The sequence below is a fragment of the Streptomyces solicamelliae genome, assembly GCF_045348655.1.
Taxonomy (GTDB): domain Bacteria; phylum Actinomycetota; class Actinomycetes; order Streptomycetales; family Streptomycetaceae; genus Streptomyces; species Streptomyces solicamelliae.
In genome coordinates this window covers 1,968,179-1,991,728 of record NZ_CP160404.1, presented here as the reverse complement: position 1 = coordinate 1,991,728, position 23,550 = coordinate 1,968,179, and the positions used below count along the sequence as shown (strand labels likewise).

The 23,550-nt window shown below is 68.2% G+C and carries 20 protein-coding genes and 1 other RNA gene; 8 read left to right on the top strand and 13 right to left on the bottom strand.

Translation table 11 applies throughout. The annotated features are described in order from the left end of the window. The first annotated feature begins 31 nt into the window (after positions 1-31). Together rnpB and ABZO31_RS09180 are read left to right on the top strand one after the other, a co-directional pair. Positions 32-433, top strand: an RNA gene (rnpB, locus tag ABZO31_RS09185) — RNase P RNA component class A. 326 nt (positions 434-759) lie between these two features. Further along, on the top strand, positions 760-1,293 hold the full coding sequence (locus tag ABZO31_RS09180) for an SMI1/KNR4 family protein (RefSeq protein WP_138055683.1): 534 nt from the start codon (positions 760-762) through the stop codon (positions 1,291-1,293). 67 nt (positions 1,294-1,360) lie between these two features. Here ABZO31_RS09180 and ABZO31_RS09175 read toward each other — a convergent pair whose 3' ends face one another. The 8 genes from ABZO31_RS09175 to ABZO31_RS09140 all read right to left on the bottom strand — a co-directional run bounded on the left by ABZO31_RS09175 (position 1,361) and on the right by ABZO31_RS09140 (position 13,510). Continuing rightward, entirely contained in the window at positions 1,361-5,839 is a 4,479-nt protein-coding gene (locus ABZO31_RS09175) for a hypothetical protein (protein WP_406860616.1), read from the bottom strand. 17 nt (positions 5,840-5,856) lie between these two features. Further along, positions 5,857-6,837 carry a hypothetical protein gene (locus ABZO31_RS09170; RefSeq protein WP_406860615.1) on the bottom strand — a complete coding sequence of 327 codons (981 nt, stop codon included), beginning with the start codon at positions 6,835-6,837 and terminating at the stop codon, positions 5,857-5,859. A gap of 69 nt (positions 6,838-6,906) precedes the next feature. Continuing rightward, positions 6,907-8,154 carry an ABC transporter permease gene (locus ABZO31_RS09165; protein WP_406860614.1) on the bottom strand — a complete coding sequence of 416 codons (1,248 nt, stop codon included), beginning with the start codon at positions 8,152-8,154 and terminating at the stop codon, positions 6,907-6,909. A 17-nt stretch (positions 8,155-8,171) separates the two neighbouring features. Beyond that, positions 8,172-8,873 carry an ABC transporter ATP-binding protein gene (locus ABZO31_RS09160; protein ID WP_406860613.1) on the bottom strand — a complete coding sequence of 234 codons (702 nt, stop codon included), beginning with the start codon at positions 8,871-8,873 and terminating at the stop codon, positions 8,172-8,174. Beyond that, the gene (locus ABZO31_RS09155; RefSeq protein WP_406860612.1) at positions 8,870-10,285 is read right to left on the bottom strand and encodes a peptidoglycan-binding protein; all 1,416 of its coding nucleotides are present in this window, start codon (positions 10,283-10,285) and stop codon (positions 8,870-8,872) included. The genes ABZO31_RS09160 and ABZO31_RS09155 overlap by 4 nt, the downstream gene beginning before the upstream one ends. 594 nt (positions 10,286-10,879) lie before the next feature. After that, positions 10,880-11,836 carry a hypothetical protein gene (locus tag ABZO31_RS09150; protein ID WP_406860611.1) on the bottom strand — a complete coding sequence of 319 codons (957 nt, stop codon included), beginning with the start codon at positions 11,834-11,836 and terminating at the stop codon, positions 10,880-10,882. A gap of 67 nt (positions 11,837-11,903) precedes the next feature. Continuing rightward, positions 11,904-12,374 carry a hypothetical protein gene (locus ABZO31_RS09145; RefSeq protein ID WP_406860610.1) on the bottom strand — a complete coding sequence of 157 codons (471 nt, stop codon included), beginning with the start codon at positions 12,372-12,374 and terminating at the stop codon, positions 11,904-11,906. Positions 12,375-12,610: 236 nt separating this feature from the next. Next, complete coding sequence (locus ABZO31_RS09140) at positions 12,611-13,510, bottom strand: ISAs1 family transposase (RefSeq protein WP_406860609.1); 900 nt, start codon at positions 13,508-13,510, stop codon at positions 12,611-12,613. A 62-nt stretch (positions 13,511-13,572) separates the two neighbouring features. Between ABZO31_RS09140 and ABZO31_RS09135 the strand changes: the two genes are divergently transcribed. Next, a complete protein-coding gene (locus tag ABZO31_RS09135; protein WP_406860608.1) occupies positions 13,573-14,106 on the top strand; it encodes a hypothetical protein in 534 nt (177 codons plus the stop codon). Positions 14,107-14,219: 113 nt separating this feature from the next. Here ABZO31_RS09135 and ABZO31_RS09130 read toward each other — a convergent pair whose 3' ends face one another. After that, positions 14,220-14,909: a class F sortase gene (locus tag ABZO31_RS09130; RefSeq protein WP_406860607.1), complete on the bottom strand. Its 690-nt coding sequence runs from the start codon at positions 14,907-14,909 to the stop codon at positions 14,220-14,222. A 79-nt stretch (positions 14,910-14,988) separates the two neighbouring features. Then, entirely contained in the window at positions 14,989-15,624 is a 636-nt protein-coding gene (locus ABZO31_RS09125) for a hypothetical protein (protein ID WP_406860606.1), read from the bottom strand. Between the two features lie 216 nt (positions 15,625-15,840). On the opposite strand from ABZO31_RS09125, the gene ABZO31_RS09120 reads away from it, so the two are divergent. Next, positions 15,841-16,164: a nuclear transport factor 2 family protein gene (locus tag ABZO31_RS09120; RefSeq protein WP_406860605.1), complete on the top strand. Its 324-nt coding sequence runs from the start codon at positions 15,841-15,843 to the stop codon at positions 16,162-16,164. 10 nt (positions 16,165-16,174) lie between these two features. Here the strand turns inward: ABZO31_RS09120 and ABZO31_RS09115 are convergent, their stop codons facing one another. Beyond that, a complete protein-coding gene (locus ABZO31_RS09115) occupies positions 16,175-16,915 on the bottom strand; it encodes an SDR family oxidoreductase (RefSeq protein WP_406860604.1) in 741 nt (246 codons plus the stop codon). A 133-nt stretch (positions 16,916-17,048) separates the two neighbouring features. Between ABZO31_RS09115 and ABZO31_RS09110 the strand changes: the two genes are divergently transcribed. Next, the gene (locus ABZO31_RS09110; RefSeq protein ID WP_406860603.1) at positions 17,049-17,942 is read left to right on the top strand and encodes an alkaline phosphatase D family protein; all 894 of its coding nucleotides are present in this window, start codon (positions 17,049-17,051) and stop codon (positions 17,940-17,942) included. Between the two features lie 41 nt (positions 17,943-17,983). Next, positions 17,984-19,258 carry a Bcr/CflA family multidrug efflux MFS transporter gene (locus ABZO31_RS09105; RefSeq protein WP_406860602.1) on the top strand — a complete coding sequence of 425 codons (1,275 nt, stop codon included), beginning with the start codon at positions 17,984-17,986 and terminating at the stop codon, positions 19,256-19,258. Between the two features lie 31 nt (positions 19,259-19,289). Here ABZO31_RS09105 and ABZO31_RS09100 read toward each other — a convergent pair whose 3' ends face one another. Next, entirely contained in the window at positions 19,290-20,576 is a 1,287-nt protein-coding gene (locus tag ABZO31_RS09100) for a hypothetical protein (RefSeq protein ID WP_406860601.1), read from the bottom strand. A gap of 233 nt (positions 20,577-20,809) precedes the next feature. Here ABZO31_RS09100 and ABZO31_RS09095 point away from each other — a divergent pair, with 233 nt between their 5' ends. Then, complete coding sequence (locus ABZO31_RS09095; RefSeq protein WP_406860600.1) at positions 20,810-21,802, top strand: small ribosomal subunit Rsm22 family protein; 993 nt, start codon at positions 20,810-20,812, stop codon at positions 21,800-21,802. Positions 21,803-21,820: 18 nt separating this feature from the next. On the opposite strand, the gene ddaH is transcribed toward ABZO31_RS09095, so the two are convergent. Further along, positions 21,821-22,645 carry a dimethylargininase gene (gene ddaH, locus ABZO31_RS09090; protein WP_406860599.1) on the bottom strand — a complete coding sequence of 275 codons (825 nt, stop codon included), beginning with the start codon at positions 22,643-22,645 and terminating at the stop codon, positions 21,821-21,823. Between the two features lie 182 nt (positions 22,646-22,827). Here ddaH and ABZO31_RS09085 point away from each other — a divergent pair, with 182 nt between their 5' ends. Next, a complete protein-coding gene (locus tag ABZO31_RS09085) occupies positions 22,828-23,487 on the top strand; it encodes a TetR/AcrR family transcriptional regulator (RefSeq protein WP_406860598.1) in 660 nt (219 codons plus the stop codon). The last annotated feature ends 63 nt before the right edge of the window (positions 23,488-23,550 follow it).

The window sequence follows — 23,550 nt, the reverse complement described above, 5'->3', positions numbered from 1 at the left end:
CGACGGCGGGTAACATGTGGACCACGGCAGACGAGCCGGGCGGACGGCCGCGTGGTGATCCTCGGATCGCCCCGAGGAACGTCCGGGCTCCACAGGGCAGGGTGGTGGCTAACGGCCACCCGGGGTGACCCGCGGGACAGTGCCACAGAAAGCAGACCGCCGGGGACCTCGGTCCTCGGTAAGGGTGAAACGGTGGTGTAAGAGACCACCAGCGCCTGAGGTGACTCAGGCGGCTAGGTAAACCCCACCTGGAGCAAGGTCAAGAGGGGCCGTCGCAAGACGACCCTGCGCGGACGATCGAGGGCTGCCCGCCCGAGTCCGCGGGTAGACCGCACGAGGCCGGTGGCAACGCCGGCCCTAGATGGATGGCCGTCTCCCCGGCCGCCGCGAGGCGACCGAGTGACAGAACCCGGCGTACAGCCCGACTCGTCTGCCCCCCACCTGGGGCTTTGCCTTGGAGAAGGCCTCTGACCTGCGTCGGAGGCCCTTTCCGGTCTTTCGGGGGCTTGCCGCGTTACGCGGCGGAAAGTCCCTCGGAAGTCCCTCGGGCAGCGCTGAAAGTCCCTGAAAAGTCCCTGGCGCTGAGGCGCGGGCGAAGCCTCTGAGCTGGTTCGGATCGATGGGGCATGACGCTGTTGCTCGACCCCTGCCAGGCCGTCACCGCCACACCCCCACTAAATTCGAAGACCCGCTATCCGGCTACAGTAGGTGAGCCCGTTGAGTGGCCTAGCGAATCCGTGCAGAGAGGGGCAGCGGGGAATGAGTGTGGAGAGCTGGTCCCGCGTAATGAATCTCCTCCGGGAGCATGCTCCGGCCGATCACGCGGATCTGCCCGGACCGGCTACGGAGCAGATGCTCCGGGCCGCCGAGGCACGTATGGGCATCGCTCTGCCCGGGGATCTTCGGGCCTGGCTGCTGCAGAACAACCTGGATCTCCCCGAAGAGGAGGTCGAGGATCCGGGCTACGTCGGGTTCGCCGGATTCGCCGGTTTCCCGGACGAGGGGAGCTTCTTCCTCGGCATCCGCGCGATCGAGTGGCTGCACGGGAACCATCCCATGCCCTGGCGCGCGGAGTGGATCCCGATCGTGTCCGATCAGGACAGCTGGACGGGCCTCTTCCTCGACGCCCGGGACGGACGTATCGGCAAGTGGTTCGTGGGCGAGAACATCGCCACCGGCACGTACGCATCCCTGGCGGACTACTTCGACTCGGTGGCCGGAGTGCTCCAGCGGATCGCCGACGGGACCCACCCCTACGGCTCCTTCACGGAAGGACGCCTCGTCTGGTCGTGAGGAAGGGGGGGTCCCCCCGGCGCATGGCCGAGGGGACCTGGACCTTTCCTTACGGGCCTTGCGGTCCTTACGGAGCGGGTGCGGTGAATCCGTCGAGGTCGAGCCAGTAGTTGTCGTCCTCCAACAACCGCTGCTCACCGATGAAGGTGCCGAACGGCTGCATGGACTGGGTGTTCTGCCATTTCGACATCGAGGACCGGCCGCAGGGCTCCTTCCACGTCGGGGCCGGGGTGTTCGGGCGCAGGTGCAGCGTCATGGTGTCGTCGGGGTTGCGCCGCAGATAGGTCTGCACGCACTCCGCGCCGCTGTACTGGACAGGGTTGGGACCCTTGAGGTTTCCGGCGCTCTGGAGCGAATTGGCGAAGCTGAACTCGTCACAGCTCGGACCGTCGGTGGTGGGCTTGCCCGCGTCCAGAGTCCACATGTCGGTGAACAGACCGGTCCCGCTGTAGGTCTTCCACTTCCTGGCGCAGATGATCTGGCGGTTGCGGTACTGCTGCGTCTGGGTGTCGTTGGGGGCGAGCTTGTTGGCCAGATACGTGAGCGGCTTGCCGCTGCTGCGCTGACCCCACTTGATGTTGGTCTTGCGCCACATCATGTCGATGTGCGCGGCGGCTCCCGGGAACTTCTTGGAGTTCATGACGTACGTCGGGATGTACCCCGAGAACACACAGCCGGTGCCGGAGCCTTCGCTGTCGCAGCGGACGTCCAGCTTGGCATTCTCGAATTCGGCCGGATTGGCGACCGTGGTGCTGCCGACCTTTCCGCCGAGGGTCAGGTACGGGGTGATCGTGTTCTTGGTGCTGCCGCTGGGCGTCCACTTGAACCGCGTGGTGACGGTCCGCAGAAGCGTGTCGCCCTTGGCGAAGGTCTTCGACCCGTTCCAGTCGACGCTGGTGACGGTGCAGTAGCCGCGGCACTTGGCCGCGTAGTCGAGCGTCGCGGAGGTCGCCGAACCGTCCATCATCTTCAGCCGGATCGTGGTGACCTGCGAGAACTCGGCACTCTTCGGGTCGAGGTAGTACGTGGCGTAGATATCGAAAGCCGCGTTGCCGATCGGAACGGTGTTCGAGTACTCCGTCATCCCGTAGTCGCTGTGGATACAGGCGGTGGTGCGCTTGCGGGTGAGGTTGTGGATGACCATCGAGCATGACGCGGTGCTCGTGGCGGCCAGTGCCATCGGGGCCGCCGTGGCGGTGTCCGCCGAGGATCCGGCGGCCGCGGAGAAGGTGCTGGCGGTGATGTCCTCGCCCGGCTCGACCGGCGCCGGGTCCGGAGCGGTCGGGTCGGCCGTCATATTGCCGGTCAGCTTCTGGCCGTTGTACGTGCCCGGGACGAACGCCAGCGCGTCGAAGGCGATGTCCTTCGAACCGTCGCCGCCGTTGAAGTTGTCGAGCCGCACCTCGGGGATCTGGTCACCGAACTCGTAGGCGCCCAGGTCCACCCACTTGTTGGCCTGGTTCGCCGTCTGCGAGATCGCCGCCTCCTCTTCCCCCTCGGGTGTCTGGATCCGGTAGACGGCGTTGGTGGTCTGCGCCCCGTGGTCGGGGATGTGCGCGAAGATCTTCGCCTGGCGGGTCGTGTTGGTCAGCGGAGCGTTCAGCTTCCAGGTGCCGGTGACCTTCATACGGTTCGCGTTGGCCGGGTCGGACTCCGGCGAGCGGGTGTGCGTGAACCAGAAGTGGTTGCCGTAGCCCGCGCCGATCTGGTGCGTGTCGATCTTCCCCGGATACGTGGTGACAGTGGTCGGGTTGTCCGTACCGTCGTGGGTGAGATCCATCTGGGTGTCCCACGGCACGTAGCTGAGGCTGAACGTGCCACTCGACTTCACCGCTCCGCAGCCGCGGCTGGTGTCGACTCCCGCGGGGATGGTGCCGTCGGGCAGGTCGTCGACCACCAAGGTGTGGGCGGGCAGGGACCCGATGGAGCAGTTCGGCGGGTAGGAGCCGGCATCCGGCTGCTCGCCGTAGGACGTCGTGAAGCGGTGCACACCGTTGCCGCACTTGGCCCCCGTGTTGCAGTTCTTCCACTGCGCTTCGGTGACTGACTGGTTCCACCAGCAGTGCAGCCAGTGCGGGTTGGTGTCGCTGTTGCCCGCGTCCAGGGTGCAGGCGCCCATGCCCTGGTCGTTGGAGTCGTTGTCACCGATCTTGGACGGGTTGCAGTTGTTCGACGCGTTGCAGAACAGGTCGACCGGAGGCTTGGCGCTCGCGCGGTCCGCGTTGGTGGTCCACCATGCGGGGCGATAGCCCGCCTGGAAGTCACCCGGAGCGAACATCGCTGAGATCGGGCGTGCCGCCCAGCCGATCACCTTCTCCTGGTACGGCCAGTCCTGCGGGTGCGCGGCGTGGCTGTAGTCGTCCTTGGAGGAGTCGGTGGCGTGCTGCAGGAACGGCACCCTGTTGGCCTTCCACAGCGGGTTGGCCGGGTTGTTCGTCCAGCCCACGCCCCAGTGCCCCGTGGAGTCGGCGGTGTCGTAGAAGCCGGAGTTGTACGCCCACAGGGCGAAGAACCAGTTCTCGATCCACTTGGGGTGGCCGCCGTTGATCTTCATGCCGGCGTTGTACGTCAGGTTCCACTTCTCCGACAGGATCCGCACGCCAGCCGCGACGTTCGCGGTGTAGTCCAGCGCGACCGCTTCCTGGGCGACCGTGGACAGGGCGGTCTCGCCCGGCTTGGTCTTGCCCGCCAGGCGCATGCCGTCGGTGGCCTGGGTGATGCCGTAACCGCAGTCGGCATCGGCCCAGTTGATCCGCCAGGGGTCGAGCTGCTCGCCGGAGGCAGCGTAGTCGACGCCGTAGTAGTTGCCGATCAGGGAGTTGGCGGTGACACCGGGCACGGCGAAACGGGTGGCCTGCCACATGTTGGATTCCTGCGCGGTGATGCCCAGCATCACCTGTGCGGGAATGTGCCACTTGTCGGTGACGTCGGGGTCCTCGTTGTCGAGCTTGCCGTTGGGGTCACCCGCGAGGACGGTCGGCGGGAACAGGCCCTGGGGCTGGTAGCCGCCGGCGATGCCGGTGTTCTTCCAGTTGCTGTCGCGGTAGAAGTTCAACTCACCGACGACGGCCTGGTCCACGGCCCATTCGACCTGGCGCGGAGTGGGCTGGAACGCCTGCTTCTTCACGTCGTTGCGGGCCACCGCGCAGTAGCGTTCCCCGGTGCCCTCGCTCGGGTTGTCGGCCTGTGCGGTCAGGGCCTGGGTGCGCACGGTCTGCGTGGACAGGCCGTCCGTGCTCTTCTTGCCCATGTCCGGGCCGGAGTCGACCGGGCCGCCGGTGGGTAGAGCGGGGGACAGGGCGTGCCCCTGTGCCTCGTCGCCCACGCGGTGCGCGCCGGGGCGCAGGTCGAGGGTTACGGACTTGCCCGAGTCCAGCATGCGCAGGGCCGTACGGGCGGGGCGCGGCTTGGCGGCGTCCTCCGGGTTGACCAGGGTGGTCTTCCCATCGGACCAGGTGGTGGTCAGGGCCGCCTGGGCGTGGCTGGAGATCGCCGCGCCCTTGGGGAGCTTGCCGGGGTTGTGCACCCGCTTGGGCAGGGTCTTGGACGTGGCGTCACCGGTGACGAACACCTCGCCGCGTGCCGAGCGGGTCAGGTCCCAGGCGTGCAGCCCGCCGGAGGCGACGGTGACGGGCTTGGTCTTCTTGCCCTGCTTCACCTTCGTACGGTCCAGGTGCTTGGCCCAGGCGGCCGGCTTGTCGGACGCCTTCTTGTCCAACTCGCGGTCGATGAAGGTGATACCGCCGTCGGCGTCGGCGGTGATCTGGAACGGCACCGTGGTGGTGGACGCCAGGGTCTTCTCGGCCGTGCCGTTGATCCGTACCAGCTTGTTGCCGTGGGCGGCGACGATGCCCGCGTCGGTGGGGATCGCCGAGGTGATCTGGCCGGCGAGCGTGACCGGCTTCGACTTCTTGCCGGTGGCCGCGTCGACGGTGATCAGACGGGTCTGCTGCTTGTCGTCACCGTCATGGGTGAGCTGGGTGAACACCGCCTGATCGCCCTGGCCACAGCCGGGCGAGAAGTAGGCGAGCGACGACTGGAACGGCAGCTTGGTGACCTCGCCCGAGGTCAGGTCGACCACCGCGGTGAAGGCACCGCGCACCATCAGCTCGGGCTTGTTGGTGAACATCCGCGGCGCGTACGAGACGGCCGCGTACTTGCCGGACTCGGTGACGCAGTGGTTGCCGATCCAGGTGTCCGAGGCGAAACCGTCCTCGAACAGACTGGCCACCGTGCGGAGTTGGTAGCCGTCCTTCTCCTTGCCCGCAAGGAGGTGGAAGCCGGTGCCGTCACCGGTCGCGGTGACCGCGGTGTCCGCGGACTTCTCGTAGCCCTTGCCGAGCAGGCCGGCGCGGTCCTTCGCGGGGATCGCGGAGGGCTTCAGGGAGAGCTTCTTCTGCTGCTGGGTGGTGTCGCTCCACCCCTGCGCCGCGCCCTTGGGCGGCCTTGGTGCCTCGGCCTGCGCGGGCAGGCTCAGCGGTATCGCCAGCGCGGTGGTCACCGCAAGGGTGACCGGCACGCGCAGACGGATACGTATCTGTCTCAACTGTGTTCCTTCTCTGGTTACTTGACTGCCTTCGCGGCCTCAAGGACCTCGCCCATGCGCTTCTTGACGGCGGCAAGCTGGTCCTTGTTCTCCTCGATCAGCCGCTTCTGGACGGCCGACTCCTCCTTGAACCAGACCTCGATCAGACGGGCCTGCTCCTTGCAGTCGATGTCGTCCAGCGCGAGCTCGATCGCGTTCTTGGTGGTGCCGTCGCCGTCGGCGTAGCCCTGCTCCATCGCCCGGTACGGATCGGCGGCCTTGCGGCCCTTGTCCTTCATGCAGGCCGACCAGCTCTTGAGAGCCTTCTCGACCGGCTTCAGCGGCCGGGACTCGGAGAGGCTTGTCGAGGCGAGCCCGGAGACAAAGCCCGCATCCTCCTCGTTCACCTTGAGCCGCCGCTTCGACCAGCCGGCGCAGCCGCCCTCGTGCAGCTTCTTTCCGTTGTGCTCGGCGCGCGCGGGCTCCGGGACCCTGCCGAAATGGCCGTCGCTGACCTTGGCGCCCTTGGGCGGGGCGAACTCGGGCTTCTTCCGCCCGGTCAGGACCTCCACCTCGATGCCTGAAAGCCCCTCCTCGACGGATTCGAGGCTCCGGGTCAGCTCCTTCGGCAGCCCGTACCCGTACTTCTGTGCCTGTGCGCGGTCACTGAGGCCATAACGCCGCTCGATCGAGACGGCGTTGCTGTGGGGCGGCGGGTTCGCGCCGGGACGCGGCAGATCGACGGTCAGCCCGTACTCGGACATGCACCGCATCTGCAGGGTGCGCAGCGCGGTGTCGACGGCGACCTGATCCGCGTAGGAAGGCAGGTAAGCCTCGAGCGGCAGCTCCAGGCCCTTGACCAGTCCGGAAGTAGGCACCTCAGCAGGCCAGTTGGTTCGGTCGATGGGGGCCTTGTCCTTCGCCGAGTCGGAGGCCGATCCGGACGAGGAGCAGGCACCGAGCGAGATTGCCGCGAGCATGACAGTGGTGGCGACGGTCGTTCGCCTGAGGACGTGCATGAGTTTTCCTTCTCTACGTGACGTGAGGTGGTCCGCGTGCGTGGCGCATGCCAGCCGCGCTCCTTACGCTCAGCGGCGCAGCGCCTCTACCGGCGTGATGCGGGAAGCTCTCCAAGCCGGATACAGGCCGGCCAGCAGACCAGTCGCCAGGCCGATGGCGGGCGCGGTTGTCACCGTCATGGAATGGATGACGGGCGTCCAGTCCCGGGCGATCGCGACTCCGACAACAGTCAGCGTGCCAAGGGAGGTACCAACGAGGCCACCCAGGGCCCCCAAGGTCGCGGATTCCGTGAGGAACTGAGTGGTGATGTGCCGACCGCGTGCTCCCAGCGCACGCCGCAGCCCGATCTCACTCGTGCGTTCCAGCACTGCCACGAGTGTGGTATTGGCGATACCGACGGCTCCAATGAAGAGGCAGATCGCCGCAAGGAGGAGAAAGAGCTGGTCGAGGTCCCCCGTGACCTTGCCCCGCAGGGTCCTCGGATCCGGCGGGGGGATGGCCTTGAAGTACTGGGGATGAGCGGGGTCGAGCGCCATCGGGGATTCCTGGGCCACCTGGGTCGCTGCTCCCAGACGGGTCGACACCAGCATCTTGGCACCATCTTTGGGGGTACCCCATATGTGCTGTGCCGTTGAGCGCGGGACGACAACAGACAGGAGAAGATCTGCCTTGCGTTCCACATCACCGATCACACCGATCACGGTGAACGCCTCGTCGCCGACGAAGACCGCCGGCTGAGTCTCGACGGTTGAGATACCGAGCTGGGCAGCGACCCCTGACCCAACAACGGCCACACGCTGGCGGGTTCTGTCGTGCCAGACATCAAAATTCCTGCCCTGGACAATCGAGGGACCGGCGGCATCGAGGACACCTGAGGAGGCGGCAACGACTTGGATGTCCTCCCCACCGCGTGAGACTCCGACGGGTGCCGAACGCACGGAGTTGCCGTCCTGCAACTGAACGGGCCAGTACACCCCTGCATGTTCCACGCCGTTGAGGCGCTCTACCTGCTGCTCCCCATCAGCTGGGAATGCGAGATCCACAAACTCGTTGTGGTCTTTTGCAACGTCCTCGATGGTCACTTCCGTCGCGCTCAGGGCGCTGAAACGCTCGTCGATCTGCGACGAGGCTGTTGATGTCAATCCCAGGACGGCCACGAAGGTGCCCACTCCCAGAACCGTCCCCACGGACGTGAGCAATGAGCGTGCGGGGCGCTGCAGCATGCCGGCACTCGACTCCGCCAGCACGTCACGTACGGAGAACCGCGTGACGGGTATGGACCGAGCGTTGTGGCGACCTCGGCGCAGTCGCACCATTGGCAGGAGTCTGCGCCTCATCTCCTTACCTCTTCCGTGAGTCGTCCGTCGCGGATAGTGATCGTTCGTTCGCCTTGCTGGGCCACTGTCAGATCGTGCGTAATGACAAGAATGGTCATGCCAGCCCCGTGCAGAACGTGCAGCAACTCCAGAATGGAGGCGGCAGTTGAGGTATCGAGATTGCCGGTTGGCTCATCGCACAGAAGCAGAGATGGGCGCCCAACCATCGCGCGGGCGATGGCCACCCGCTGACGCTCACCGCCCGACAGAGTAGATGGCACAGCATCGACACGATGCTCCAGGCCAACGCGAACGAGCGCTTCCCTGGCCTTCCTCATCCGTTCCTTGTGGCTGATGCTTCGGTAGACGAGAGCCAAAGCCACGTTCTCCAACGCTGTGCGGTGCGGCAGGAGATGGAAGGACTGGAAGACGAATCCGATGCGGTGGCCCCTCAGGGCGGTTCGGTCCGTGTCCCCCAGTCCAGCTGTGTCGTGGCCGTCGAGGAGATAGGTGCCGTGCGTGGGGATGTCGAGCAGGCCAATGATATTGAGCAGCGTGGATTTACCCGCGCCTGAGGGGCCCACCACCGTGACGAACTCTCCCCGCTGGACCACCAGGTCGCACGGCCGCAACGCCACGACCGGTGGGGGCCCAACGTATGTCAGACCAGCACCCCGGAGTTCGATCACGGGCGTCTCGGTCGGCTCATGGTTCGTCACAGGGGCTGCCCTTGACGCATGGCAGAATTCCGAATACCGACGATGACTCGCTCGCCTTCGGCCAGTCGATGCCCCGACTGCGGACGGACCTCCACGTAGCCATCTCCAGTGGTGCCGGTAGTGACTGGGACCTTCCGCTCCGCCCCGGCTTCTGTCAACACGGTCACAGAGGTTCGGCCGTCAACGCCTGCGGTAATCGCTGAAACCGGCACTACAAGCGCCTTCCCCTTGGTGGAGGCTGCCTGCACCGTGAGCCTGACATCCTGTCCGGCTAGTTCCGAGGGCAGCTCCTTTGTCGGCTTGACGACCAACAGGTACCCGTTGGGGGTGGACGGACCGTCCGGCTGTCCATCGGCCGTGACGGACTGCTCCTGTTGGATGGTCTCCGATACCGATGTGACTGTTGCGGGCGCGGTTGTGCCAGTGACTTCAGACAGAATCTGCACCTGTTGCCCCGGTCGCACCAGGCCCTTCTGATGCTGTTGAAGGTAGCCGTTCACCACCAGAGCTCCGGCCGAAACGGTGAGAATCTTGCCGGAAACGGCACTGCCCACCTTGGCGGTCAGGCTGTCCACCCGGGCCGGGAACCCGGAGAGGAGGACGACCTCGGAAGCGGGGAGCATCGGGCCGGCCTTGGCCTTGCTCTCGGCGAGTCGTTCACGTGCCTTGCGTAGGTCCTCGCGGGCGCGCTTGACGTTCTTACTCGTCGGGATGGCTTCCTTGGGTGACTCCTTCTGAACGTGTGCATCCTGAGGCGTGACCTGGGCGTCCTCCAGGGCGCGTTCCGCCTCTGTGACGGCCGCCTCCGCGGTCTCGACCTCGTCGGCACCTTCCGCCCTTGCCGGCAAGGGGTCATAGCCGATGCGGGAGTAGAACCCCGTTAGCGCGGCCTTGGTGCCAACCCCGAAGTGGCCCTTACGGTCTGTGCCGACGCCATGCCCAACCTGGCGGAGGGCGGTCTGCAGCTGCGCGACGTCGTCCCCCTCCATATCGGGTTTGAGATCTCGGTAAATCGGCAGTCGTCCCTGCAGGACAAAGACAGGGCGCCCCGACACTTCCGCCAGTACCTGTCCTGCTGTGAGCTGACTGCCGACAGCGGCCAACAGCTTGGTGACGACGGGAGCGGACCCTTCCGAAGTGCCTCCCGTCGGAGCGACGTCTATTGATTGTTCAGCAGTTACGGAGCCGCGGAGGATCACTGAGTCGGCGAGCACTCTGTACTCCACACCAGCCGTGATGACGCTGGGCGGCGGAGCCGCTGAATCCAGTGCGGCCTGGGCCGGTGACTTGACCATCCGTGCGGCCGCCAGCCCTGCGCCGGACGCGAGGACTGCTCCGGCAGCGACTATCACAATCCACCGGCGTCGGCGCATGAGTCCCACAGCCCGAACCCCCTGCTCGCTTTCAGCCACGAGCCCTCCCGTCCATACGTCCGCTACCAGTCGCAAACGCTGTTTCACTTACTTGTACTAGTTGCGCTCAGTTCCCCGAGAGCCCGGCTACAACGCCCTGGTGTAGATCAACTGGCGCCTGGGCGATGACCGCTCCGTGGGTCAGACACGTGGCTCGAGTCGAGGACTTCGCGGGACTACTGGCGCAGTGGGCTTCCGTGTAGCCACGCTCGGCAGCAAGCACCTTGTTCGCCACCGATCGCAACGTGCGATATCCCGTGCCGGACTTGGTCAGGTCAGCGGCAGTCCGCGCGACGCGTCCCGTTTCCGCGACCACTTCTGCACAACTGCTCGTGAAAAGACTCGAGGACGAGGACGAACACGGCGAGTTCGTGCCCTCCCCGAACCTGCCGCGCAGGTCGTTCACCATGGCGACCAGGGTTCCGTGGACGTCCCCCGCGTGAGGATCTGCCGAGGCGGCCGACTCAGGCTCCACCCCTGTGCTCTGTGAGGCACGGGCTGTTGCGCCCTCCCCCGGGTTGGTCTCGCCGGATGGGGCCGAACATGCGGCGACTGCGCAGAGGACGACCGCTGTGATGGCGGTAGCCGCGCGCCTCATCGGCGATCACCTGACAGAACAGCTGAGGCGTTCCTCAGCGAGCGGTCAGTCTCACGCCGCCCCTCTTCGAGGATCTCTTCCTTCTTCCCGATCATCGCTTTCTGTATCGCCGACTCGACAGAGTTCCACACGCCAATGAGGTTGGTTTCGTACTTACACTGAACGTCGGCCTGGGCAGTGGCCTTCTCTCGCGGTGTCGCAGATCCAACTCCCATCGTTTTGAGTGGATCGAGCGGAGACTTGAAATCATATCCATGCTTTTGCATGCACTGGGACCATCGGGCCAATACCGCCTTGACCTTTTCGTCACTCAGTGACACGCTGAAGCTGGCCATGTTGATTTCGTTCGCGGCGCGATTTGAAAGGCCGTTTCCGATTTTACGCTTAGCTTCTCCGGCGCACCCCCCCTCAGGTATCTTCTGCCCGTTCACCTCGGCACCGTCCTGCACTTTAACGGTCGGGTCAGAATTCCCCAGAAAGACGCGAGTGGCGGCTTCGCTCATTGCTGCACTCGGCGCCTGCCCCGAAGAGTCCTGAATCTCGGCTACGCCAAGCCCGTACCCGTACTTCGATGCGGCCACGGGATCCACTATCCCGTACCGTCGAGATCGGTTGGAAGCGTTGTCGTCAGGCGCAACTTTCTGTCCGGAAGGAGTGCTCCATGAGTAGCTGAATCCGAAGCGAGCCATGCAACTCTTGGCTTCCATGCGGGAAGCCTTGAGTATCTGTTCCTTCTCCTTCTGTGATACCAGGTACCCTTCGATCGGAAGGGCGGGTATCGCGGCAGACTTGACTTCCGGAGCCTGTGGAGGTTTCGAGTATTCAAGCGATGTTAGGTCGCTTCCGTTACCCGACGCCTTATCGCTCTGCGCGCCACCGGAGCATCCGAGCAGGGAGGCGGCGAGCACGAGGGTTCCTGAGAGCCTGAGTGTCGAGGCTCTGCGCTTGTGCATGAAGGCATCCGATCAAGTGGCGCCAGGCCGGCCGATGACTGCTCGGCCGACCTGGCGGGTGGGGGGTTTAACACTCGCCGCAAACTCGCGCCTGCGAGGCGTTTTCGTTCCAGGTCGCATTGAGGTTGCCGAAGTAGGTGCCCCACCCGTACGGGTCCCACTCATCCGAGGGGCCACCCCAGCCGCTGTTGAAGAACACGCGGGTGCTGGTGTCGTTGTAGTTGTAAACCGATGCGGTGTTGTTCTTTACGTACGTGCCATACCCCTTCAGAGTCGATCCCTGAGAGTACCAATACTTGCCGCATCCCTGGGAGGAGCAATTCCAAGGATTGGCGTCGTAGTTGTGAACCTTGCCGAAGATTCCAACCTTGGCACCCGAAAGGTTCTGACCCCAGTAGAGGCAAAGCGGGAAGTTACCGTATCTCCCGCATTGATATATCTTTCCGTCGTTCGGATTATCGCCGTACGCGGCACTGGGCGTGGCGCTCATCATGAGTGCCGCAAATACTCCAGCGAAGACAAGAGCGATCGATTTCATGCGCACTACTCAGTCCCCCTCCTAGTCATCTGGATAGTTGCCACCCGCATTGGGTCAACCTCAAGCAGGCAGACGGCTTACCTTGATTTCGCCCAAGCCGAGAGGGAGTGTGCGCATCTGATCGATAGCTGCACGGCGAGCGTCGACGCTCGCATGAGTTGCGATACAGGCCGCATGAGCCCCCCCGGGCCTGCTGAAATCTATGTGGATTCACCCTACACTCCGGGGTGGCCAATTCAAGATCCATAAAGCTGACCTGTCGTGCGATCAGGGGCATACGGGGCAGGGTGGCGTCGTTCGATGGATCTGTCCGGTTTGATCACGTGATGCCGAGGGTGGCGAGTGGGCGGTGGGGTCGCGGGCGTGGTAACGAAGTCCGGCGGCGATGTTGTCGTGGCCGGCGTGCCGGAGAGCGCCGAGGCGAGGTTGCGCAGACTGGCCATGGCCCGGGGTGCGGTGCCGGTGCGCACGCGGGAGGCGTCCTCGGAGTAGGTGGTGTCGCGAACGTAGTGGATCTTGTTCTCGATGCCCCAGTGACCGCGCACCCATGAAGCGAGATCGGCAGGTTCGGCCTGGTGGGGGCGCAGGCTGGTGACGCCGTAGACGCGTTCGAGGGTGACCTTGCCGGCGGTGACGGTCCGGCGGCGGCGCACAACCTGCACGGCCTGGGCGGCATGGGGGAAGTCGAGGCCGCGCGCGACGGAGCAGGTCTTGATCCGGCGGATCTCGTCGCGGCCGTGTGCGGTGGCGCGGGTTCTGCCCTGCAGCGGAACCTCCCGCCACGGCAGCTGCTTCAGCTTGTGTTGCAGGGTGCGGTGGTTGCCTTTGATCACGGCGATGTAGTGGGCCTGCTTGTCCTCGACGAGGAAGCGGGCATGCTCGGTCTGTGAGTGCAGCGCGTCGAAGGTGACCACAGCGTCGGCAAGGTCGAGCGGCGCGAGCAGCGGTTTGAAGACGGTGATTTCGTTGGTTCTCGAGCTGACCTCGCGCTGGGCGATGACCTGGCCGTTGCCGGTCATGGCGGCGAGGAGGTGGACCTGGGTGCCGTCTTGGCGGCGGGCCCCGCGGACGGTCTTGCCGTCGACGGCCAGCGTGCGGCGGGGGTGCTGGTTCGGGCGCCGCCGTACGGGAGGCACTCGCCGACCGCTACCAGATCGCGCTCGACCTCGGCGTCGGATGCGGGCTCCGACAGGGCGAGGTGTTCGGCTTCAGCCCCAGTGATGTCCACGGCGACTTCGTGCACGTAGAGCGCCAGATCCTCATGTACAAGTCGCGGCTGTACTTCGGCCCGCCCAAGGGCGGCAAGAAGCGCGACGTGCCGCTGCCGAAGGTGCTCGCGAAGCGGCTTCTCACTCACCAGGAACGCTTCGAGCCGATCGACATCACCCTGCCGTGGCTGGACCCCGAGGAGCCCGACCTCGCACGCGAAGACCGGCGCAAGGTGACCGTTCCGCTGCTCGTCTACACCGGGCGGCGTGGCGCGATCAACCGCACCACCTGGAACACCAAGGCGTGGAAGCCGGCGCTCGCCGACGTGGGGGTCATCCCGCCGCTGCCCGAGCGGCAGCCGGGCGAGAAGCCGTCGCGTGTATGGGAGCGCTCGCGAAGTGGCTGGGGCACTCCGACCCGGCGTTCACGCTCCGGACGTACACTCACTTCATGCCGCAGGCCGGCGCGCGGGGACTGTCCGCGATCGAGGCGTGGCTCACGGATCTCGGCTGAAAGTCCCTGAGAAGTCCCAGAGGGCCGGAACAGCCGCCGGATTCCCGTAAACATGCAGGTCAGAGCGTGATCGCTCCCTGAGCGGCACAGAACCCGGCCAGCCCGACTCGTCTGCCTCTCCCGCTAAGCGGTGCGGTCGAGGTGCGCGAAGACGACGAGGTTCTCGGTGTAGTCCTTCGCCTTGCGGTCGTAGGCGCCGCCACAGGTGATGAGGCGTACGAGGGCGTCCCGGGTGTCGCTGTAGACACGCTCGTCGGGGAAGTCGTCCTTGCGGAAGCTCTCCACGGAGTCGACGAGGAAGACGGCCGTGGTGCCGTCGGTGCGGTCGACCTCGAAGCGGTCTCCGCGGGTGAGTTCGCCGAGCCTGGCGAAGACCGCCGGGGCCGTGGCGGTGTCCAGGTGGCCTGCGATCAGGGCCGTGCCCCGCTGGCCGGGGGAGACGCCGGCGGCGTGCCAGCCGACGAGGTTCGTGTCGTCGGCCGGGGGCGCGTCGAGCGCGCCGGAAGGACCGATGGACAGGTCGGTGAACGGGGCGTTCACGGCGATGTCGGGGATGCGCAGGCGTACCGGCGTGGACCGGGGCAGGGACGGGCCGGTCGGCGGGGCGGTCACCGGCGGGGTCCGTTGCGTCGTGCCCCGGCTGTCCGCGACGGCGGTCGCCGCCTTGCGCGGTGGGGCGTCCTCGGAGGAGTCCGGGGCGAAGAAGTACAGAAGCCCGCCCAGGACCAGGGCCCAGACCGTGGCGGTCACGCCCCACCGGACGGGACGCCTCGACGGCCGGGCGTCGGCGGGCGGGCGGGGTCGGATCGTCACGGCGGCACGGCACCCTTCGTCGGTCGTGGCTGGTTGCGGAGGACCGGGCGCAGGGTCCCTGCGCCCGGTCCGGGAGTCGTTACGCGGCGTCCGCGGCCTTCTTGCGGCGGTACAGGACGAACGCGGCCGCACCGGCGGCGAGGACGGCCGCGCCGGTCACGTTCGTGCCGGTGCTCGCCAGACCGCCGCCTCCGGTGTGCATGCCGCCCTTGGGCTTGTCGTGGTCCTTGCGCCAGTCCTTGCCGTGGTCGTCCTTCTTGGACCAGTCCTCGGCGTTGGTGACGGTGAGGGCGCCGCCTCCGGTGTGCATGCCGCCCTTGGGCTTGTGGTGGTCCTTGCGCCAGTCCTTGCCGTGGTCGTCCTTCTTGGACCAGTCCTCGGCGTTGGTGACGGTGAGGGCGCCGCCTCCGGTGTGCATGCCGCCCTTGGGCTTGTGGTGGTCCTTGCGCCAGTCCTTGCCGTGGTCGTCCTTCTTGGACCAGTCCTCGGCGTTGGTGACGGTGAGGGCGCCGCCTCCGGTGTGGACGCCGCCCTTGGGCTTGTGGTGGTCCTTGCGCCAGTCCTTGCCGTGGTCCTTGCCGTGGTCTCGCTCCTTGCTCTGAGCGGAGCCGTCCTTCTTTCCGTCCTCGGCGGCGAACGCGTACGTGCTGGGTGCGGCGATCGCCAGGGCGCCGGCGATGGCGGCGGCGCCGAAAAGCATGCGGGCAGAGCGCATCGGTTCTCTTCCTTCTGACGCCCGCGCAGGCTGACACACTGTCCGCTCCTGGTGCGCGGGGCGACACGTCCCACCGTCAGCTGACGCTCCGACACCTGCCACTCGGGATAGTGCATCCGGAGAGACGCGCCGCGAGTGGCCCAAGGTCCCCGGGATCGGGCCCGCCGGCGTGTACGGGTGGGGGTCCAGTACGACGCCTACCGAGGAGTACGATCCGTGGCCGTTTCCGCATCACAGCTCAGCGACCCCACCGTGCGCGCCTTCGTCAGCGCGCTCAACGCCAATGACCAGGAGGCGTTCTTCGGGGTGCTCGCTCCCGACGCCACCATGGCCGACGACGGGTCCGAGAGGGATCTGCGGGAGTGGACCGAGCGGGAGATCTTCTCGTCCAACGGGCGGATGGACGTCGAGTCCGAGGGGGACGGGGGACTCTCCCTCGTGGCCACCTACCGGAACGACACCTGGGGGGCCATGCGGACCGCCTGGCGGTTCACCGTGCGGGACGGGAAGGTGGCGCGGTTCGAGACCGGCCAGGCCTGAGGCCCGAGGGTCAGCCCCTGCCGATGTACGGCATGTTCGTCGCCATCACCGTGGCGAACTGGACGTTGGCCTCCAGCGGCAGGGCCGCCATGTGGACCACCGTGCGGGCCACGTCCGCCGCGTCCATCACCGGCTCGACCTCCAGCCGGCCGCTCGGCTGGAGGATGCCGGTCTGCATGCGGGCCGTCATCTCCGTGGCCGCGTTGCCGATGTCGATCTGGCCGCAGGCGATGCGGTACGGCCGGCCGTCCAGGGAGAGCGACTTCGTCAGGCCCGTCATGGCGTGCTTGGTCGCCGTGTACGCCACCGAGTGCGGGCGCGGGACGTGGGCGGAGATCGAGCCGTTGTTGATGATCCGGCCGCCCTGGGGCGACTGCTCCTTCATCGCGCGGAACGCCGCCTGCGCACACAGGAACGACCCCGTCAGGTTGACGTCGACCACCTGACGCCACGTCTCGTACGGGAGGTCTTCGAGAGGGGTGCCGCCGCCGGCGAACGACCCCGCGTTGTTGAAGAGGAGGTCGACCCGGCCGAACCCGTCGCGGGTCGCCTCGAACAGGGACCGGACCTCCTCCGGGTCCGTGATGTCCGTCGGTACCACCGACGTCTCGCCCGCCGCCTGACGCGCCGTCTCCTCCAGCGGCTCCCGCCGCCGGCCCGCCAGGGCCACCTGCCAGCCGGCCTCCGACAGGGCCAGGGCCACACTGCGGCCGATGCCCGAACCCGCTCCCGTCACCACTGCGATGCTCATGGGCGCGCAGCGTACGGGAGATCGGTGCACGGAACACTCATCCGTCCGACACGCGGATGTTCTGTACCCGACAACCCAGGGACGTCCCACGCCACTCCAATGCGTCACATCGCAGCCGTCAGGGGAGGGGCACATGACACCCGTGCATCGTCACAATCCCGAATTCCGCGCCGCCGCACGGCACTTCGGTCGTCGCAGATTCCTCACCGCCACCGGCGCCGCCGCCGCGCTCGCCTTCGCCGTCCAGCTGCCGTCCGCCGGCGTCGCCGCCGCGGACGAACTGGACGGGCGACGCATCCCCGAGGACCCGTTCACCCTCGGCGTGGCCTCCGGCGACCCGCTGCCCGACTCCGTCCTGCTCTGGACCCGGCTCGCCCAGTTCGACATCCTCGACACCCGCCAGTACCGCTCCAACCAGGCGTACGGCGACGGCTGGCAGGTGCCGCGACCCGAGTCCGAGGACCCGAGCCGCACCATGACCGGGGCGACCCAGGAGCGCTGGCTGCTCGACGGCTGGCGCGACGCGCAGGCCCTGTGGAACGTCGTCCCCCAGCAGGTCGTTTTCGCCCGGCGGCGGAACGTCCCGACACCCGACTTGAAGCTCTCCATGGACTCCTGGGACGGCTATCCCGCCTCCCGCCGCCGCATCCTCGACGGCGCCGCCGCGGCCGGCGTCGCCAACCTGATGGTGCTCACCGGCGACGTCCACGTCGGCTACGGGCTCGACATCAAGGCCGACTTCGACGACCCCGGCTCCCGGACCGTCGGCACCGAGCTGGTCGCCACCTCCATCAGCAGCGGCAAGGACGGCTCCGACCGGCCGGCCAACCACGACGCCCTCACCACCGCCAACCCGCACATGCGGTTCTACAACGGGCGGCGCGGCTACCTGACCGTCGAGCTCGGCACCGAGCAGGCCCGCGCGGACTTCCGCACGGTCGCCAGGGTGACCACGCCCGGAGCGCCGATCACCACGGCCGCCTCGTTCGTGACCGAGGCAGGGAACCCGGGGCTGCGGCCCGCCTAACATGAGGAAGGTTTCATAGTTCAACGACTTGGAGTAGGCGGATGGCGGAGCGCGGTCGGGTCACCACCACCGAAGAGGACATATCCGGCAGTTCCCTCCCCGCCGCGCGGCGGGCGGGGCTGCTCGTCACCCTCGTCCTCGGCGGGCTGACCGCCCTCCCCCCGCTCTCCATGGACATGTACCTGCCGGCCCTGCCGCAGGTCACCGACATGCTCCGCGCGCCCGCCGCGACGGTGCAGCTCACCCTCACCGCCTGCCTCGCCGGCATGGCCCTCGGCCAGCTCGTCGTCGGCCCCATGAGCGACAAGTGGGGCCGGCGCCGGCCGCTGCTCGTCGGCATGCTCGTGTACGTCGCCGCCACCGCGGTCTGCGCCTTCGCCCCCGGCGTCGAACTGCTCGTCGCCTTCCGGCTGCTCCAGGGCCTGGCCGGCGCGGCCGGCATCGTGATCGCCCGGGCCGTGGTCCGCGACCTGTACGACGGCGTCGAGATGGCCCGGTTCTTCTCCACGCTCATGCTGATCTCCGGCGTCGCCCCGATCGTCGCCCCGCTCATCGGCGGCCAGATCCTGCGGATCACCGACTGGCGCGGCGTCTTCCACGCGCTCGCCGTCGTCGGACTGCTGCTCACCCTGGTGGTCTGGCGGTACCTGCACGAGACCCTGCCGCCCGAGCGGCGGCACTCCGGCGGCGTCGGGCAGGCACTGCGCACCATGCGCGGGCTGCTCGCCGACCGGGTGTTCACCGGCTACATGCTGGCCGGCGGGCTCGCCTTCGCCGCGCTCTTCGCGTACATCACGGCCTCCCCGTTCGTCGTCCAGGACCTCTACGGGGCCTCGCCGCAGACCTTCGGCCTGCTCTTCGGGCTCAACTCGATCGGGCTCGTCGCGGTCGGCCAGATCAACGGCAAGCTGCTGGTCGGCCGGGTCAGCCTGGACAAGGCCCTCGGCCTCGGCCTCACGGTGATCACGCTGGCCGCGGGCGCGCTGGTCCTGATGACCGCGGGCGTCTTCGGCGAGGTGGGCCTGGCCGGCATCGCCGCCGGACTGTTCGTGCTGATGTCCGCGATGGGGCTCGCGATGCCCAACACCAACGCGCTGGCCCTCATGCGCACCCCTCACGCCGCGGGCTCCGCCTCCGCGCTGCTCGGCACCTCGTCGTTCCTGATCGGCGCGCTCGTCTCGCCGCTGGTCGGCATCGCGGGCGAGGCGACGGCGGTCCCGATGGCCGTGGTCCAGCTGTCCTGCGCGGTGGCCGCGCTCGGCTGCTTCCTGCTGCTGTGCCGGCCGTGGCGTACGGCGAAGGCCCCCGCGCTCTGACGCGCGAGGGCCCCGTCCGACACAGCTGCGGCTACTCCGCGATGCGGTACGCGATCAGGTGCCGCCGGTCCTTCGCGTCCGTCCAGCGGAACAGGCCGATGCCCAGCGTCTCCGCCTGAGGGAGCCGCATGTTGGGCTCCAGGAGCTCCGGCTCGCCGGTGAACATGTCGACCGTCAGCGGCGCGCCCGCGCCCGCGAGGGCGTCCCGGGCGCTGCGCGCGCCGGCCGCGCCGTACACGATGCCCTCGTCGCCGACGGAGACCAGCGTGAGCCGGTTGCTGCCGTCCGGGTCCTCGAAGCAGTAGCCCTTCTTCTCCTTCAGGTCGAAGGCGAGGGCGCCGGAGACCAGGTACCGGCCGTCCGGGGAGACCGCGGCCGCGGGGTACTCGCTCGGCGCTATCGTCGGCCGGCGGCACTCCGCCTGGACCACGATCTTGCCGGTGTCGAGTGCGTGCACCGCCCAGATCTCGTGGGTGGCGGCCTTCTTCGCCTTCGGCGCGTGGTGCCAGCGGGCCAGCACGTGCTTGGAGGTCACCGCGGTCGGCAGACCGCTGGTGGCGTTCGCGCCGCTCGGAGCGACCGTACGGCTGAACCAGCCGCCGCGGATCCAGAACTCCTGCACGCCGCCGACCAGCAGGCCCTTGTCGGTGACGCCGAGGACCTCGGGCAGCGTGCGGCAGTTCGTGCAGCCGCTCGGGTAGCCGAGCTTGTCCGCCGGGGTCGAGGACACCTCGCCGGTCTCCGGGTCGACGACCGCGTTCTTCGCCTTGCCGTCCGCTATCAGGATGCCGGGGCCGGTGCCGGTGACGATCGGGGCGTCGGACCAGGGGACCTCGACCCGGCGGCGGTTGCCGTCGGTGGTGTCGTAGATGTCGAGGGAGACGAACGTGCCGGTGGAGTTCAGGCCCTCGCCGGCGGTGCTGCCGTACGACCACGCCACGAAGTACTGGCGGTCGCCCTTGGACACCGACAGGAGCCGCGGGAAGCTGCCCGGCGCGGACAGCGGCCGGAACGGGTCGCCCGCCCACTTCGTCGTGCCGGTCTTCGCCTCCACGACGCGCAGCCGGTACTGGAACTCGCCGGCCCGCTCGACGTAGCCGACGAGGCCGGAGGACTGCGCCAGCGCGTACTCGGCGGAGGCGTCAGGGGCCTCCCAGCCGAGGGCGGTGTCGTAGTTGGAGGGGACGGTGAGTTTGGTCGCCGGGCCCGAGACCTTCACCGGTTTCTTCTTCTTGGCCTCCTCCGCGGCCTCTCCGGCGTCGCACATGGAGAGCAACAGGAGCAGGAGAAGGATGCCGAGGCCGCCGAGCATGCTCATCCGGACGAACCGCTCGCGCGGCGTCGCCCCGAGACTCGACCCGAAGCCGGGACCTCCGGATCCGCCGTTCGTGAAACGACCGAATCCGAATCTGCTGAAGACACCACGCCTGGACAGCTTCGCCCCCTCCCCGACAACGGCGGCCAGCCTAGCAACCGTTTGGGCGCGGTACGGCTGCGGTCCGGCCGGGCGCCCGGCCCGATCCGGCCACCGGGAGCGCCTAAAATGCCGTGGTGAACGCTTCACCCCGTACCGCCGACGCCCTGCGCTCCGCCCTCGCCGGGCTGCTCGACGGGCTTCCGCCGAGCCAGGCCGCCCAGGCCGTGGAGCGGCTGATCGCCAGCTACCGGGGGACCACCCCGACCGACGCGCCCGTGCTGCGGGACCGCTCCGACGTGGCCGCGTACGCCGCGTACCGGATGCCGGCCACCTTCGAGGCCGTCCGCTCGGCGCTCGGCGCGCTGCGCGACGCCGCCCCCGACTGGCGGCCGCGCACCCACACCGACGTCGGCGGCGGCACCGGTGCGGCGAGCTGGGCGGTGGCCGAGGCGTGGGAGGACGAGCCGGAGGGCGGTCCGCGCACCACGGTCCTGGACTGGGCCGAGCCCGCGCTCGCGCTGGGCCGGGAGCTGGCGGCCGGTGCCTTCGAGGCGGAGTGGCGGCGGGCCCGGATCGGCTCGGCGCTACGGCTCGACGACACGGACCTGGTGACGGTCTCGTACGTGCTGAAGGAGCTGACCGAGGCGGACCGGACGACGGTGGTGACCGAGGCGGCGCGCGCGGCGCAGGCGGTCGTGATCGTGGAGCCGGGCACCCCGGACGGGTACGAGCGGATCATCGCGGCGCGGGACGTGCTGATCGGGGCGGGGCTGCGGGTCGCCGCGCCGTGCCCGCACAGCGGGGCCTGCCCGATCGAACCGGGCCGGGACTGGTGCCACTTCGCGGCCCGGGTGAGCCGGTCGTCGCTGCACCGGCGGGTGAAGGGCGGCTCGCTGGCGTACGAGGACGAGAAGTTCAGCTACGTCGCGGCGACCAGGTTTCCCGTAGCCCCCGTGGTCTCCCGGGTGACGCGCAGGCCGCAGATCCGCAAGGGCCAGGTGCTGCTCGACCTGTGCGGGCCGGAGGACGAGGGGCTGTCCCGGACGACCGTGACGAAGCGGCACGGCGCGCTGTACAAGGAGGCGCGGGACGCGGAATGGGGCGACGCCTGGCCCCCGGAGGGGTAGCCGCCGCCCCGGGGGGTGCTACGGGCGGAGCTCCTGCGTGCAGCACTTCACGCTGCCGCCGCCCTTGAGCATTTCGCCCAGGTCCATCGGTACGGGCTCGAAGCCGCGCTCGCGCAGCGGGTCGAACAGGCCGGTCGCCGCCTGCGGGAGGACGACGTTGCGGCCGTCGCTGACCGAGTTGAGGCCGAACGCCGCGGCGTCGTCCTCGCTCGCGATCAGGGCGCCGGGGAAGAGCCGGGCCAGGACCGCGCGGCTGCCGGGGGAGAAGGCCCCCGGGTAGTACATGATCTCGTCCGCCGCGTCGTCGAGCACGCAGAGCGCGGTGTCCAGGTGGTAGTACCGCGGGTCCACCAGCTCGAGCCCGATCACCGGACGGCCGAAGAACTCCTGTGCCTCGTCGTGCGAGAGAGGGCTGGACCGGAAGCCGCGGCCGGCCAGCAGGTACGAGGAGGTGACGGCGAAGTCGCCCTCGCCCTCGTTGACATGGTCCGGCTCGTGGATCTCGGTGTAGCCGTGGGCGCGGAACCAGGCCAGATGGGCCGCCGCCTCGGCGGTCCGCTCCGGATGGGCGAACCGCGCGCCGAGCACCCGGCCGTCGACGACGGTCGCGCCGTTGGCGGCGAAGACCATGTCGGGCAGGTCCGGGTCGGGGTCGAGCAGTTCGACGGTGTGGCCGAGGGCCAGGTAGCGGTCCCGCAGGTCCTCCCACTGGGTGAGGGCGAGCCTGAGGTCGACCGGCTTCGCGGGGTCCATCCACGGGTTGATGGAGTACGTCACCTTGAAGTGCGCGGGTGGGCACATCAGATAACGGCGGGGCGATGCCACGCGGGGCGATGAGCGCAATGAGGGCTCCTCACGGACAACGGAGCGCACGGTGTGTGCGTGGAGCCATGGTCCGCCCACGGCGGCGTGCGCGCAGTGAACCGTTCGGGTGATCCCGCTGAACTCTGTACTACACGGTGGATCATTGCCAGAACGGTGTTCTCCACTTGACGAGACGCGCCGTCTCGTTGAAGGCTGGAGGCATGACGACCGACAAGCCCGACGCCGCCCGGCCCGGCAAGACCCCCGACGCCTCCCGCCGCAGCGAACGCTCCCGCCGCGCCATCTTCGACGCCGCCCTCGCGCTGGTCAGCGAGACGGGCTACGCAAAGACCACCGTCGAGGGCATCGCCGCCCGCGCCGGCGTCGGCAAGCAGACCATCTACCGCTGGTGGCCCTCCAAGGCCGCGGTCCTCCTCGACGCCTTCCTGGACCTCGCCGCCCAGGCCAACGAGGCGCTCGGCAGGGACGTCGGCGACGGGGAAGGGGACGCGGGCATCCCCGACACCGGCGACCTCGCCGCCGACCTGCGGTACGTGCTGCGCGCCACCGTCGACGAGCTCAACGACCCCAAGTACGACGGCCCCACCCGCGCCCTCGCCGCCGAGGGTCTGGTCAGCCCCGACTTCGGCGCCCAGATGACCGAGCTGCTCATGGAGCCCCAGCTCGCCCACTACGTACGCCGCCTGGAGGCGGCCCGCGAGGACGGCGACATCGCCCCCGACGCCGACGTCCGCATCGCCGCCGAACTGCTCACCGCCCCGCTCGCCCAGCGCTGGCAGTACCGCGACCGCCCCCTCACCCACGCCTACGCCGACGCGGTCCTCACCCACGTCCTGCGCGGCCTCAGCCCCCGCCCCTGACCGGCTCCGCGGGTGTGTCACTGGTCACCCCGCCGGGCCCGGCGGGCCCGGCGGCGCAGGGGG

Excerpts from the sequence above, each read along its gene's own strand:
- ABZO31_RS09170 (WP_406860615.1), bottom strand. The coding sequence starts at position 6,837 with ATGCACGTCCTCAGGCGAACGACCGTCGCCACCACTGTCATGCTCGCG.
- ABZO31_RS09180 (WP_138055683.1), top strand. The coding sequence starts at position 760 with ATGAGTGTGGAGAGCTGGTCCCGCGTAATGAATCTCCTCCGGGAGCAT.
- ABZO31_RS09105 (WP_406860602.1), top strand. The coding sequence starts at position 17,984 with ATGGCGGAGCGCGGTCGGGTCACCACCACCGAAGAGGACATATCCGGC.
- ABZO31_RS09150 (WP_406860611.1), bottom strand. The coding sequence starts at position 11,836 with ATGCACAAGCGCAGAGCCTCGACACTCAGGCTCTCAGGAACCCTCGTG.
- ABZO31_RS09110 (WP_406860603.1), top strand. The coding sequence starts at position 17,049 with ATGACACCCGTGCATCGTCACAATCCCGAATTCCGCGCCGCCGCACGG.
- ABZO31_RS09115 (WP_406860604.1), bottom strand. The coding sequence starts at position 16,915 with ATGAGCATCGCAGTGGTGACGGGAGCGGGTTCGGGCATCGGCCGCAGT.
- ABZO31_RS09125 (WP_406860606.1), bottom strand. The coding sequence starts at position 15,624 with ATGCGCTCTGCCCGCATGCTTTTCGGCGCCGCCGCCATCGCCGGCGCC.
- ABZO31_RS09100 (WP_406860601.1), bottom strand. The coding sequence starts at position 20,576 with ATGAGCATGCTCGGCGGCCTCGGCATCCTTCTCCTGCTCCTGTTGCTC.
- ABZO31_RS09165 (WP_406860614.1), bottom strand. The coding sequence starts at position 8,154 with ATGGTGCGACTGCGCCGAGGTCGCCACAACGCTCGGTCCATACCCGTC.
- ABZO31_RS09145 (WP_406860610.1), bottom strand. The coding sequence starts at position 12,374 with ATGAAATCGATCGCTCTTGTCTTCGCTGGAGTATTTGCGGCACTCATG.
- ABZO31_RS09085 (WP_406860598.1), top strand. The coding sequence starts at position 22,828 with ATGACGACCGACAAGCCCGACGCCGCCCGGCCCGGCAAGACCCCCGAC.